The organism is Tepidanaerobacter syntrophicus, assembly GCF_001485475.2.
Lineage (GTDB): Bacteria > Bacillota > Thermosediminibacteria > Thermosediminibacterales > Tepidanaerobacteraceae > Tepidanaerobacter > Tepidanaerobacter syntrophicus.
In genome coordinates, this window is sequence record NZ_DF976999.1 from 1 (window position 1) to 12,381 (window position 12,381).

The 12,381-nt window shown below is 40.9% G+C and carries 10 protein-coding genes; all 10 read right to left on the reverse strand.

Annotated elements, in window-relative coordinates; translation table 11 throughout:
* Positions 1-50 precede the first annotated feature (50 nt).
* The 10 genes from TSYNT_RS00790 to TSYNT_RS00835 all read right to left on the reverse strand — a co-directional run bounded on the left by TSYNT_RS00790 (position 51) and on the right by TSYNT_RS00835 (position 12,276).
* Positions 51-1,568, reverse strand: a complete 1,518-nt coding sequence (locus TSYNT_RS00790; protein ID WP_059031289.1) for an IS1182 family transposase — start codon at positions 1,566-1,568, stop codon at positions 51-53.
* A gap of 242 nt (positions 1,569-1,810) precedes the next feature.
* The gene (gene purD / locus TSYNT_RS00795; RefSeq protein WP_059031290.1) at positions 1,811-3,064 is read right to left on the reverse strand and encodes a phosphoribosylamine--glycine ligase; all 1,254 of its coding nucleotides are present in this window, start codon (positions 3,062-3,064) and stop codon (positions 1,811-1,813) included.
* 35 nt (positions 3,065-3,099) lie between these two features.
* Positions 3,100-4,662, reverse strand: a complete 1,563-nt coding sequence (purH, locus tag TSYNT_RS00800) for a bifunctional phosphoribosylaminoimidazolecarboxamide formyltransferase/IMP cyclohydrolase (RefSeq protein ID WP_059031291.1) — start codon at positions 4,660-4,662, stop codon at positions 3,100-3,102.
* Positions 4,655-5,299 (reverse strand): phosphoribosylglycinamide formyltransferase, encoded by a 645-nt coding sequence (purN, locus tag TSYNT_RS00805; RefSeq protein WP_059031292.1) that lies wholly within the window; start codon positions 5,297-5,299, stop codon positions 4,655-4,657. Before purN ends, purH begins: the two co-directional genes overlap by 8 nt.
* Positions 5,287-6,333: a phosphoribosylformylglycinamidine cyclo-ligase gene (gene purM, locus TSYNT_RS00810; protein ID WP_059031675.1), complete on the reverse strand. Its 1,047-nt coding sequence runs from the start codon at positions 6,331-6,333 to the stop codon at positions 5,287-5,289. The genes purN and purM overlap by 13 nt, the downstream gene beginning before the upstream one ends.
* Before the next feature lie 11 nt (positions 6,334-6,344).
* Positions 6,345-7,748: an amidophosphoribosyltransferase gene (purF, locus tag TSYNT_RS00815; RefSeq protein ID WP_059031293.1), complete on the reverse strand. Its 1,404-nt coding sequence runs from the start codon at positions 7,746-7,748 to the stop codon at positions 6,345-6,347.
* Positions 7,745-9,958 carry a phosphoribosylformylglycinamidine synthase subunit PurL gene (gene purL, locus TSYNT_RS00820; RefSeq protein WP_059031294.1) on the reverse strand — a complete coding sequence of 738 codons (2,214 nt, stop codon included), beginning with the start codon at positions 9,956-9,958 and terminating at the stop codon, positions 7,745-7,747. The genes purF and purL overlap by 4 nt, the downstream gene beginning before the upstream one ends.
* Complete coding sequence (gene purQ / locus TSYNT_RS00825) at positions 9,955-10,659, reverse strand: phosphoribosylformylglycinamidine synthase subunit PurQ (protein ID WP_059031295.1); 705 nt, start codon at positions 10,657-10,659, stop codon at positions 9,955-9,957. Before purQ ends, purL begins: the two co-directional genes overlap by 4 nt.
* A gap of 2 nt (positions 10,660-10,661) precedes the next feature.
* On the reverse strand, positions 10,662-10,910 hold the full coding sequence (gene purS / locus TSYNT_RS00830) for a phosphoribosylformylglycinamidine synthase subunit PurS (protein WP_059031296.1): 249 nt from the start codon (positions 10,908-10,910) through the stop codon (positions 10,662-10,664).
* Positions 10,911-11,112: 202 nt separating this feature from the next.
* Positions 11,113-12,276, reverse strand: a complete 1,164-nt coding sequence (locus TSYNT_RS00835; protein WP_059031297.1) for a pyridoxal phosphate-dependent aminotransferase — start codon at positions 12,274-12,276, stop codon at positions 11,113-11,115.
* Positions 12,277-12,381 lie beyond the last annotated feature (105 nt).

Consider the following 12,381-nt stretch of genomic DNA (forward strand, 5'->3'; position numbering starts at 1 on the left):
CGAGACCACTGAAAAACTAGCCTTTTTTATCCTGGTTTCATCAAAAAATATCAAAAACCAAGATTTGCTCTGGAAAATATAGGTTTTTTAAAAAACAAAATAAAAAAAGAGGATACTATTGCTGCTATCCTCTTTATATTTACCGCTATTGCGGCTAGTTTCGATTGTATGGACACGCTTAACAGACCGTATCCCCTTGCTCGATACAGCCCGTGAAATCGTTTAAGTTCGGCATTTTTGCCTTCGATAGAAGCTCTCTTTTTGTATTTTTCCTTAAACTCCTCGGTTTTTTGGTACTGCGATATTTCATAAAACTCCGGTGTATTTAAACCTACATTGAGAATTTTACGCGAACTTCTTTTGCAGCATTTATCGTGTATGGGGCATGCCTTGCACTGATTTATTTCAAAATAGTATTTGTAGGTTTCTTTTTTGTCTTTTTTAGATTTAAAATGCCTCCTTTTTTCTGTTATGTTGCCTTGGCTGCACTGCCACTGGTCGGAGTCTTTGTTATATGTAAATTCACTTTCATCGATTCTATAGACTGATTCGCTTACAGGTATATAGGCTTTTGCATTTATTTCTTTTATATCATCCAGTATGGGTTTTCTAAAATACGCTTTATCTGCATAAACTTCATCAATCCTTATGCCGGCTTTTTTTGTTTGTTCAAGCATTTCTTTTGTGTGGTTTCCGTCGGTATATGCTCCGTTCGCTGTTCTTACGCAAGTGATGATGCGTTCATCCGTTGTCATGGCAAACTCGGTTTTATAGCCGAAATAATTATGGTTTTTACTTTTATAGCCGACTCTTGCGTCTTCGTCTATTAGCGAACGCACTCCTTTTTGATTTATAAACTTAGGGTCGTCTAATATTTCCTTAGCTTTGTTTATTGCTTCCTTGGTCTTTTGTTCATTTGCGGATATATTTTCGTTTACTTTATCTATTACAGTCTCTAAGTATTCTTTCATTTCGGCCTTAGCCTCTTTATGATCTTCAATTTCCTTGTAGGCCGGCGCTTCGGGTATATCTTCTAAGGTTTTTCCCGTTTCCTCTGTATATGTTTTAATGATCTTTTTTCCTAAATGTTTCATTAACCGTTCAGGGGTTTTTTTAATGGTATTTGCTTGTATATGGGTAGTATCTATGCTTACGCTGCCTCCTTCTATGATTCCCTTTTCTACACATTGTCTTACGATTTCTGTTATGATTTCGTCTAAGGTTGATTCCTCCAAGCGATGGGTCCTGAATTTTGAAAGCAGGCTTTTATCCGGAAGGGCATCTTCAGGATTGAGGCCTAAAAAATACAGGTAGGCAAGGTTTAAGCTTGCTTCCTCTATTACTCTTTCATCCGAAAGGTTATATAGATGCTGCAAGAAAAGCAGCTTGCACATCATTTCCGGTTCTTTTGCAGGACGGCCAAACTCTTTGCAATAGCTGCCTTTTAGCAGTTCGTTGATAAAAGAAAAATCAACCACTGAATCTATCCTTTTTAGTATGTGATTTTCCGGAATTTTGTCGTACAGCAATGAATGAAAACTCAGTTGCTTTGGCTTAAGTCGAAGCATTAGAAAAACCCCTTTTGATTGGTATTTGATCATACTTATATTATACCATGAATAAGGGGTTTTTGGTACCTTAAAGCCAGACATTTCAAGGCTTTTAATCATTTTCTTGTGTTTAATTTTAGAATCAGATTTCTTTTATGGGGGGGACTTTTTCAGTGGTCTCGGACGGTTCTTTTGTGTTGTCAGACAACACAAAAGAACCGTCCCCCTGTGTTCACCCCTGTGTACCTTGTGTACCTTGCTTACAAGCCGATATCTTTTCGGTAATGCATGCCCTCAAAACGTATTTTTGATACAGATTCATAAGCTAATTTTCTTGCTTCATCAACATCTTTCCCTAAAGCGGTAACTCCAAGAACCCTGCCTCCTGCAGTAATAATTTTCCTGTCTTTTTCTGCTGTTCCGGCATGAAAAACTATGCTTCCGTTCTTTTCGGCATCGTCTAAACCACTTATAACTTTACCTGTTTCATAATGGCCCGGATATCCGCCGGAGGCAATTACTACGCATACTGCAACTTCGCTTTTCCATTCTATTTTCGCATTCGTTAGATCGCCATCTATTACAGCCTGCATAACTTCCACCAAATCAGTTTTAAGTCTTGGAATTACAACTTGAGCTTCCGGATCGCCGAAGCGGCAGTTATATTCAAGAACTTTAGGGCCGTTTTTTGTAATCATGAGACCGGTATATAGAACTCCTTGAAAAGGAGCTCCTTCGCTAGCCATTGCATCAATTGTCCGCTGTATTATATCGCGTTCTACTATTTTTGCTATTTCGGGAGTATATGCAGGGGCAGGGGAAACTGCCCCCATGCCGCCTGTATTTGGCCCTTTATTATTGTCAAAGACTCTTTTGTGGTCTCTACTGCTTACCATAGGCACCGCTCTTTTTCCGTCGCAAAAAGCCAACACTGTTACTTCGGGCCCCTCTAAATATTCTTCAAGAACTATGCAGGAGCCGGATTTGCCAAAGGCTTTATCTATCATCATGGTTTTTACCGCTTCTTTGGCAGTGCTTCTGTCAGGAGCGATTATGACTCCTTTGCCTGCAGCTAAACCATCAGCCTTTACTACAATCGGCATCGGAGCAGTGTCAATATAGGATATGGCATCATTTGGATCCTTGAAAACCTTGTAATCTGCTGTTGGTATATTATACTTTTTCATCAAGTTTTTAGAAAATATTTTGCTTCCTTCTATTTGAGCTGCAGCTTTGTCGGGACCAAAAACAGTCAATCCTCTGTTTTTGAATTCATCTACAATCCCTGCTACAAGCGGCGCTTCCGGCCCTACAACGGTAAGATCTATGTTATTTTTCTTTGCAAACTCAGCAAGTCCTGGTATGTCTTCTGCAGCTATATTTACACATGTTGCCAATCGGCCGATACCGGGGTTTCCGGGCGCAGCATATATTTCGTCAATTTGGGGGCTTTTGGCAAGTTTCCACACAATCGCGTGTTCTCTGCCTCCTCCTCCCACCACTAGGACTTTCACGCAAGGCGCCTCCTTTATTAGAATTTACTTACTTTTTAATGTTTGAAATGCCGCATTCCTGTAAATACCATTGCTATGTTATATTTATCGCAAACTTGTATAGAGTCTTCATCTCTTAGCGAACCACCGGGTTGGATAATTGCCGTAACACCTGCTTTTGCCGCTGTTTCTGCAACATCCGAGAACGGGAAGAATGCATCAGAGGCCAGAACAGAGCCCTTTGCCTTGTCTTTTGCATGAGCTATGCTTTGTTCTGTGGGCCATATCCTGTTCACCTGCCCTGCGCCTATGCCTACGGTCACAAGATCTTTGGCTAAAACTATGGCATTAGATTTTACATGTTTTACTACTTTCCATCCGAACAGCAAGTCCTGCATTTCTTTCTCTGATGGAGCACGTTTTGTTACGACTTTCAAATCTTCCTTGTTAAAATCTTTTGTATCCAACTCCTGAACCAGCAAACCCCCGGATACTTTCTTCATGTCAAGACCGAAGTCGGTTTTGCCGTTAAAATCTACTTCAAGCAGGCGTAAATTTTTCTTAGTCTTAAGTATTTCTAAAGCTTCCGGTTCAAAAGCCGGAGCTATAACGATTTCTAAAAATATCTTTACCAGCTCTTGGGCAGTTTTCGCATCCACAGGTCTGTTAAGGGCTACGATCCCGCCAAAAATCGACGTAGGATCGGCTGCATACGCTTTAACATATGCATCGTAGATATTATCGCTTGACGCAACACCGCAGGGATTTGTATGTTTTAAGCCAACGGCTGTTGGTATATCAAATTCTTTAACTGCCTTTAATGCAGCATCAGCATCGTTAATATTATTAAATGAGAGCTCCTTGCCCCATAACTGCTTTGCTCCTGCAAGGGTGCCTTGATGCCTTCCAATTTCTCCATAAAAAGCAGCTTTTTGGTGTGGATTTTCACCATAACGCAAATCCTGGATTTTTTCATAAGCTAATGTAAGATCATTTGGAAATTCTATAGTTTTGCAGGTTTCTTTTTCTCCAGCCAAAAGCTGTTTCTCTAAATAATCAGAAGTTAATGCATCGTAATGAGCTGTATGTTTAAAAACCTTGCAGGCAAGTTTCATTCTCTTGGTTATATCTATATCGCCTTTTTCTTTTAGTTCTTGGATTACCGGTTCGTAATCTGCCGGATCTACGATTACTATAACGTCTTTATGGTTTTTTGCTGCAGATCTGAGCATCGACGGGCCGCCGATATCTATATTTTCTATTGCTTCTTCTAAGGTTACGCCGGGTTTCTCTATGGTTTCTTTAAATGGGTAAAGATTGATAGCGACTAAATCAATAGGCTCAATTCCCAATTCTGCAATTTGCTGCATATGAGCTTCGCTATCTCTTTTTGCCAGGATACCGCCGTGTATTTTTGGGTGCAAGGTTTTGACTCGGCCTTCGAGAATTTCAGGAAAGCCTGTAACATCAGATACGGGTGTAACTTTTATGCCCGCATCTTGCAAGGCCTTAGCAGTACCTCCCGTCGATAGTATCTGTGTTCCTAAATCGCTAAGGCCTTTGGCAAATTCTATAAGGCCTTCTTTGTTTGAAACTGATATTAATGCTCGTTTAATCATTGCCATCCTCCTGTTTGATTATTTTTACCCTTCGGCCTTCAACTTTCAATCTGCCTTCAGCAAATAATTTTACGGCCTCGGGGTATATCTTATGCTCCTCCTCTAAAACCCGAGCTGCCAGGGTTTCGACAGTATCATCATCCATTACAGGTACAGCTCTTTGTAAAATTATAGGTCCTGTATCCGCACCTTCGTCAACAAAATGAACCGTCACACCGGTTATTTTGACTCCATAATCCAGGACGGCTTTGTGAACCTTCTCGCCATAAAATCCTTCACCGCAAAATGCCGGAATAAGTGAGGGATGAATGTTCATGATTCTACCGGCAAAAGCTTGAACAAAATGTGGTGAAAGGACTTTTATAAAGCCGGCTAAGACAACTAAATCAACGTTATGGCTTTGGAGAATCTCTATTAGTTTGTCTTCGTAATCCTCCTTAGTGCTATAATTTTTCGGAGCGACTACATATGCCGGTATATTGTGGTTTTTTGCCCTTTCTATGGCATAAACACCGCTTTTGCTTGAAATTACTAATTCCACACTTCCCGGAATATAACCGGATTCTGACTTGTCGATTATCGATTGAAGGTTGGTACCTGAGCCTGATACAAGAACCCCAATCCTTAACTTCGGCAAAATACCACCCCGCCTTTTCCTTTAACTGCCTTGCCTATTATCCATGCTTTCTCACCATTTTTCTGCAAGACATTTAAGACCTCATTTGCCGCATCGCAAGATACCACAACCGCGTATCCTATACCCATATTAAAGGTGCGGTACATTTCCTTATCGCTTACTTGTCCTATTTTCTGTATCAAACTAAATACCGGTGGAATTTCCCATGAACCTTTTTTGATAGAAAAATGTATGCCTTCAGGCAGTATGCGTGGCAGATTTTCTATAATGCCGCCGCCGGTGATATGGGCCATGCCGTGAATATCGAATTCGCTAAGAGATTCCACGGTTTTTACATAAATTTTGGTAGGCTCCAAAAGTTCCTCTCCCAAGGTTCTCCCAAGTTCTTCTATATAATCTGATGATGAAAATTTGCCAATCTCAAAAAATACCTTTCTTGCCAGAGAAAAACCATTGCTGTGCAGGCCTGATGAGGCTATTCCTATAACTACGTCATCCTTTTCTATAGCTGAACCGTCTATAACCTTGCTTTTTTCAACAGCGCCCACGGCAAAACCCGCAATGTCATATTCGTCTTCGGCATACATACCAGGCATTTCTGCCGTCTCGCCGCCGATAAGCGCACAGCCGGCCATCTTGCAGCCGGCTGATACACCCTTCACTATATCGGCAACTTTTTCAGGTATGAGTTTGCCAAGCGCAATGTAATCTAGAAAAAACAGTGGCTCTGCTCCATGAACTATAATATCGTTTACGCACATTGCTACGCCGTCAATACCTACTGTATCGTGTTTATCCATCATAAAGGCAATTTTAAGTTTTGTACCTACTCCGTCAGTGCCAGATACTAAAACTGGTTCCTTGTATTTTTTCGTATCCAGCTGAAAAAAACCTCCAAAACTGCCTAAGTTTCCAAGCACACCCGGTCTGTAAGTAGAACGCACATGTTCTTTCATTAGTTCTACGGCACGATTGCCCGCATCTACATCTACTCCGGCATCCCTATAAGTTGCGCGCTTTATTTTAACACACACCCTTTCCAAATTTACCGTTTTTCAAATAGGTAACCCTTGCCTTCTCCAGGAACATCAATAGGATATTCACCGGAAAAACACCCTAAGCAGAATTTTTCCCGAGGAAATCCCGTCGATTTTACAAGTCCATCAAGGCTCAAATAACCCAAACTGTCGGCGCCGATATACTCCCGTATTTCTTCAACTTTTCGCTGAGCACCTATGAGTTCCTTGCGGCTAGAAGTATCAATGCCAAAATAGCAGGAGTCTGTTACCGGGGGAGAACTTATCCGCACATGCACTTCTTTTGCTCCGGCATCTTTTAGGATTTTTACAATAAGTCCGCTGGTAGTTCCCCTTACTATTGAATCATCAACCATTACTAGACGTTTGCCCTGAACAACTTCTTTTATTGGATTAAGCTTGAGTTTGACCCCTATGGTTCTTAAGTTTTGTGTAGATTTTATAAATGTCCTGCCCACATAGTGATTTTTGATAAGGCCTATGCCGAAAGGTATCCCCGACGCCTGGGCATAGCCCATAGCTGATATAGTACCTGAATCCGGAACACCTATTACAAGATCAGCGTCAGCAGGATGTTCCTGAGCTAAGAGTCTTCCTGCTTCTAGCCTTGCCATATGAACGTTTGTACCATCTATCGTGCTGTCAGGTCTTGCAAAATACACAAATTCAAAAATACAAACCGCTTTTGAAGTTTCTTTATTTTTATTTATGCTTTGCAGGCCTTTATTATTAATTATTACTATTTCTCCGGGCTCTACATCTCTGATAAATTCAGCATCTATGGTATCTAAAGCACAGCTTTCAGAGGAAAGGACATATGAATCACCTTTTTTGCCAAGACAAAGCGGCCTTATGCCATTAGGGTCTCTCATACCTATAAGTGTATCCTCTGTCATTATTACAAGCGCATAAGAACCCTTCAGTTTACCCATACAGCTTTCTACCGCTTCAGCAATGTCGCCGGAATGAGCTTGTGCTATTAAAAATGCTATTATTTCACTGTCTATTTCTGTTTGAAATGCGACACCGTTTTCTTGGAGTTCTGTTCTAAGTTCTAAAGAGTTTACTAAATTGCCGTTGTGAGCAACTGCCAAGGACCCTCTTTTATACCGCACTACCAGCGGCTGAGAATTTATCAAAGTATTAGGCTCTGTCGTAGAATATCTGACATGTCCTATGCCTATGCGCCCGGTAAGGTCATCTAGTATTTCATCGTTAAATACTTCAGAGGCAAGGCCCATTGCTTTATGATATCTTATTCCATTTCCTGAGCTAACCGCTATCCCCGCACTTTCCTGGCCTCTGTGCTGTAGGGCATATAAGCCGTAAAATATATCGCGCCCCAGGCCGGCATTGTTTCGATTTTCATATATGCCCAATACACCGCAGGCTTCTTTTAATTCATCGCTCATTTTTTCATTCTTCCTTTAATAGCATTTTTAGAGACCTCTGCCATTTTTTTCACGGGAACTTCAATATTGCCTACTGTTTTATCCTTCTGGTTTATGGTGAGCTTTAAGCTGTCGCCTTTTACAAAGCCAATTACGCTGACCTTTACACCTAGTTCTGATGCAAGCTTATTTAAAGTAGAAAGGTTGTCTTGTTTGAGGCTCATTATAATTCTTGATTGTCCTTCTCCAAAAAGCAATGTATCAGGTCTAAGATTGCTTTCTATTTCTCCTTCAAAACCGATGTTTCCTGCTATACAGCATTCGGCAAGCGCTATGGCAAGACCGCCCTGAACAATATCATGTGCTGAATTTACAAGGCCAAGCTGTATTGCCTTTAAGCAGCAATCCTGAACTTTTTTCTCTTTTTCGATATCTACTTTAGGAGCAGGACCTGCAACTATATCTAGTAATTCCTGTAGGTAAATTGATCCGCCAAGTTCATCAGTATTTTCACCCAGAAGTACTACCACATCTCCATCTTGCTTAAAGTCCATAGTGCAGTGTTTTTCTACATCTTCTAAAACTCCGAGCATGCCGACAACAGGCGATGGATAAATAGCAGTGTGTTTGCCTTCGTTGTAGAAACTGACATTTCCGCTTATAACAGGAACACCTAGTTTTCTTGCCGCATCTGACAAACCATCAACACATTTTTCGAATTGGTAATAAACTTCAGGTTTTTCAGGATTTCCAAAATTCAATCCATCAGTAAGCGCAACAGGTTTAGCGCCACTTACAACGAGATTTCTTGCAGCTTCTGCGACTATCTGCTTTCCTCCCTCATAAGGATCCAGATAACAGTAGTAACCATTGCCATCTATTGTAACTGCAATTCCGCGTTTTGTGCCTTTTATCCTGAGCACTGCAGCATCCGAACCCGGAGTAACTACAGTATTTGTGCCTACAGTTTGATCGAATTGGCGATAAACTATAGCCTTGCTGGCAATATTCGGTAAATCCAGTAACTTAAGAAGTATATCATTTAAATCTGAAGGCACTGGGATTTTTGAAAAATCTGTCTGTAATTTATCCAGATATTCCGGTCTTCTGCTTTCTCTTTTAACTATTGGCACACCACCTGCTAATGAAGCTGCGGGTACCTCGCCTACTACTTTACCATTTTCAAGTATTCTCAGCATACCGTCATCAGTTACGGTGCCAAATTTCACTGCGTCTAAATCCCATTTTTCAAAGATTTTCTTAACATCATCCTCGTGGCCTTTTTCAACAATTACCAGCATGCGCTCCTGGGACTCTGAGATCATTATTTCATAAGGCTTCATATCTTTGTCTCTTTGAGGAACTAAAGCCACATCGATTTCTATACCATTTCCTGCGCGGGCAGCTGTTTCGCTTGTTGATGAGACTACTCCGGCAGCACCCATATCCTGAACTCCTACAACCCATTCTTTTTGGAGAAGCTCCATGCATGCTTCCATAAGCTGTTTCTCTTTAAAAGGGTCGCCGACTTGCATTGGTGATCCCTGATCCTCATTGCCTTCCGTAAGCTCTCCGGATGCAAAACTTGCACCGTGCATGCCGTCGCGCCCTGTGGCTGCGCCGACTATCATAACGGAATTGCCTACTCCTGCCGCTTTTCCTAAAACTATTTTATCGTGAGGTACTATACCAAGACACATAGCATTTACCAAAGGATTTTCTTCATAAGAGTCATCAAAATAAACTTCTCCGCCTACCGTCGGCACTCCTATGGCATTTCCATAATCACCGATGCCTGCTACAGCTTCTCTGAACAGATATTCTGCCCTGTCATCGTCGAGCTTTCCAAACCTTAAGGAATTTAGAAGCGCAATAGGTCTTGCGCCCATTGTAAAAATATCCCTAAGCATGCCGCCTGCACCTGTAGCCGCGCCTTGATACGGATCTACTGCCGAGGGATGGTTATGGCTTTCTGTTTTCATAGCAATCGCGAGATTATCGCCGATATCAACTATTCCCGCATTCTCTCCAGGGCCCTGCAATACCTGCGGTCCTTCTGTAGGAAATCGTTTAAGCACTGCCTTTGAATTTTTATAGCTGCAGTGTTCAGACCACATTACGCTGTACAAACTTAGTTCAAGGTAATTAGGCTCTCTTTTGAGAGTTTTAACTATTTCGTCAAATTCTAAATCAGTTAAACCAAGGTTCTTAGCTTCTTCTCTAGCAGTCATAGCGTTTTGCCTCCTTCAAAATATTGCAAGATAGACTGAAACATTCTAAGGCCGTCAGTGTTGCCTAAGATTTCTTCCGCGCAGCGTTCAGGGTGAGGCATAAGGCCTAAAATATTTCCTTCTTGATTTGCTATTGCTGCTATATTTTCCATAGAAGCTACCGGATCTTCTTCGTCACCGTTTTTTCCAAAACCGCAGTAAGTAAGAACTATTTTATTTTGACTTTTGAGCTGCTCTATAGTCTTTGCATCGGCAAAATAGCTGCCATATTTGCACGAAAGAATCAATCGGATTACCTCATCTTTTTTGTAAAGATTGGTAAATGGAGTGGCAGTATTTTCCACCTTAACAAGCACTTCATCGGCATAAAACTTTATATCTTTATTAATGAGCATTGTCCCGGGCAAAAGGCCGGCTTCAAGTAATATTTGAAACCCATTCCCTATTCCAAGTATGAGTTTTCCGGAATTTGCCGCTTCTTTAACCGACTCCATAACCTTTGTATGTGCAGAAAGAGCTCCAGGCCTTAGATAGTCTCCATGGGATGCTCCTCCCGGCAAAACCACAATATCAAAATCCGCAGGTTTAAAGGTTTCTTTGTGAAAGACATAGTCTGCGGATTGACCTAAAATATTTTTAAATACATGACAACAGTCACCATCGCCGCTGCTTCCGGCAAATTGTATAACCGCACACCTCATCTTTAAGCCTCCAATATTTCAAATTCATAATCTTCAACAACCGGATTTACTAAAACCTTTGAGCACAGCTCTTGCACTGTCTTGCGCGCCTCCGCCACATCACAGGCGTCTATTTTTACCTCAAAATACTTGCCTGTTTGAATATCTTTGACGTTCGTAAAGCCCAGATTTGAAATAACCGGCTTTATTGCACTGCCCTGAGGATCTAAAACTCCCGCCTTTGGAAAAGTAAAAATCTTTGCTACTAACATATGCAGCTCTCCTTTTAAATAAAATTTTTAACAGATAATACTCTGGCCAAAAGTATTATCTGTCTATATAGAGAATAAATTTACTGGCATTTTTTAATTTTAGTAAATACATATTATCACAGTAGCGAACATTAATCAATAGTTTTTACGAACATTTTATTTCATTTTTATAATAATGTGCGGTTTTTGTTGGAAAAAATGCTCAAAACTTCTTTATGAAATTTCCTATTCTCTTCACTGCTTCTTCAAGATTTTCCATGGAAGTGGCATAAGCCATTCTCACGAAGCCTTCACCGTTTTCTCCGAAGGAGTTGCCAGGCACCGCAGCCACTTTTGCTTCATGAAGAAGCCTTTTGGCAAATTCCTCAGAAGAAAGTCCGGTTTTCTTTATAGATGGAAAAACATAAAATGCTCCCTTTGGTTCGAAACTTTCCAAACCCATTTCTCTTAAGCTTTCAAATAAAAATTTCCTTCTCTTGTCATACTCGCTGCGCATTCTTTTGATATCTTCATCACCGTTTCTCAGCGCCTCTATAGCCGCATATTGACCCATAGTAGCAGCACAGGTCACGTTGTATTGATGAACTTTCAGCATTTCTTTTGTAAGGTCTTCAGGGGCAGCAATATATCCAAGCCTCCAACCGGTCATTGCGTAAGATTTGGAAAATCCGTTTATGGTAATCGTCCGTTCCCTCATGTCGGAAATTCCGGCAAAAGCCATGTAATCCGCACCATAGGTCAGCTCTGAATATATTTCATCGGCTATAACAAGAAGATCATGTTTTTTTATCACTGGTGCAAGTTTTTCGTATGCTTCTTTTGTCATTACCGCACCGGTAGGATTGTTCGGATAAGGCAGTATTAAGACCTTTGACTTCTTGCTTATATATTTTTCCAGTACATCCGGCCTCAGCACAAAGTCATCCTCCTGATATGTAGGCACTGATACCGGTTTTCCTCCGGCAAGAATGGTACAAGGCTTGTAAGCCACAAAGGAAGGTTGGGGTATTAATACTTCATCTTCCGGCTCAATTAAAGTCCTTATTGCCACATCTATGGCCTGACTTGCTCCGATAGTAACAATTATTTCTGATTCCGGCTTATAATCAACTTTATGGCGGCGGCTTAAATATTTTGCTATCTCTTCTCGAAGCTCTAAAAGTCCGGCATTAGGCGTATAGAATGTATGTCCCTGATTTAGTGCTTCGACTGCAGCCTGATTTATGTGTTCGGGTGTCGTAAAATCCGGTTCGCCGATGCACAGCGATATAGCTCCTTCAACTTCATTTACCATGTTGAAAAAATAGCGTATGGTAGAAATTTCGATATCTTTTGCCCTTTGGGCAACATATTTTTGATAATCCATGAGATTACCTCCTACAAAATTTATTGACTTTTTATATGATTATATCTTTAAAGCAATCACTCGGCAAGACATTATAAAAATGCTATTATTAATTATGAAATGTGA

Coding starts and splice junctions, on each gene's coding strand:
- purL (WP_059031294.1), bottom strand. CDS start 9,958: ATGACTGCTAGAGAAGAAGCTAAGAACCTTGGTTTAACTGATTTAGAA.
- purQ (WP_059031295.1), bottom strand. CDS start 10,659: ATGAGGTGTGCGGTTATACAATTTGCCGGAAGCAGCGGCGATGGTGAC.
- TSYNT_RS00790 (WP_059031289.1), bottom strand. CDS start 1,568: ATGCTTCGACTTAAGCCAAAGCAACTGAGTTTTCATTCATTGCTGTAC.
- TSYNT_RS00835 (WP_059031297.1), bottom strand. CDS start 12,276: ATGGATTATCAAAAATATGTTGCCCAAAGGGCAAAAGATATCGAAATT.
- purF (WP_059031293.1), bottom strand. CDS start 7,748: ATGAGCGATGAATTAAAAGAAGCCTGCGGTGTATTGGGCATATATGAA.
- purS (WP_059031296.1), bottom strand. CDS start 10,910: ATGTTAGTAGCAAAGATTTTTACTTTTCCAAAGGCGGGAGTTTTAGAT.
- purH (WP_059031291.1), bottom strand. CDS start 4,662: ATGATTAAACGAGCATTAATATCAGTTTCAAACAAAGAAGGCCTTATA.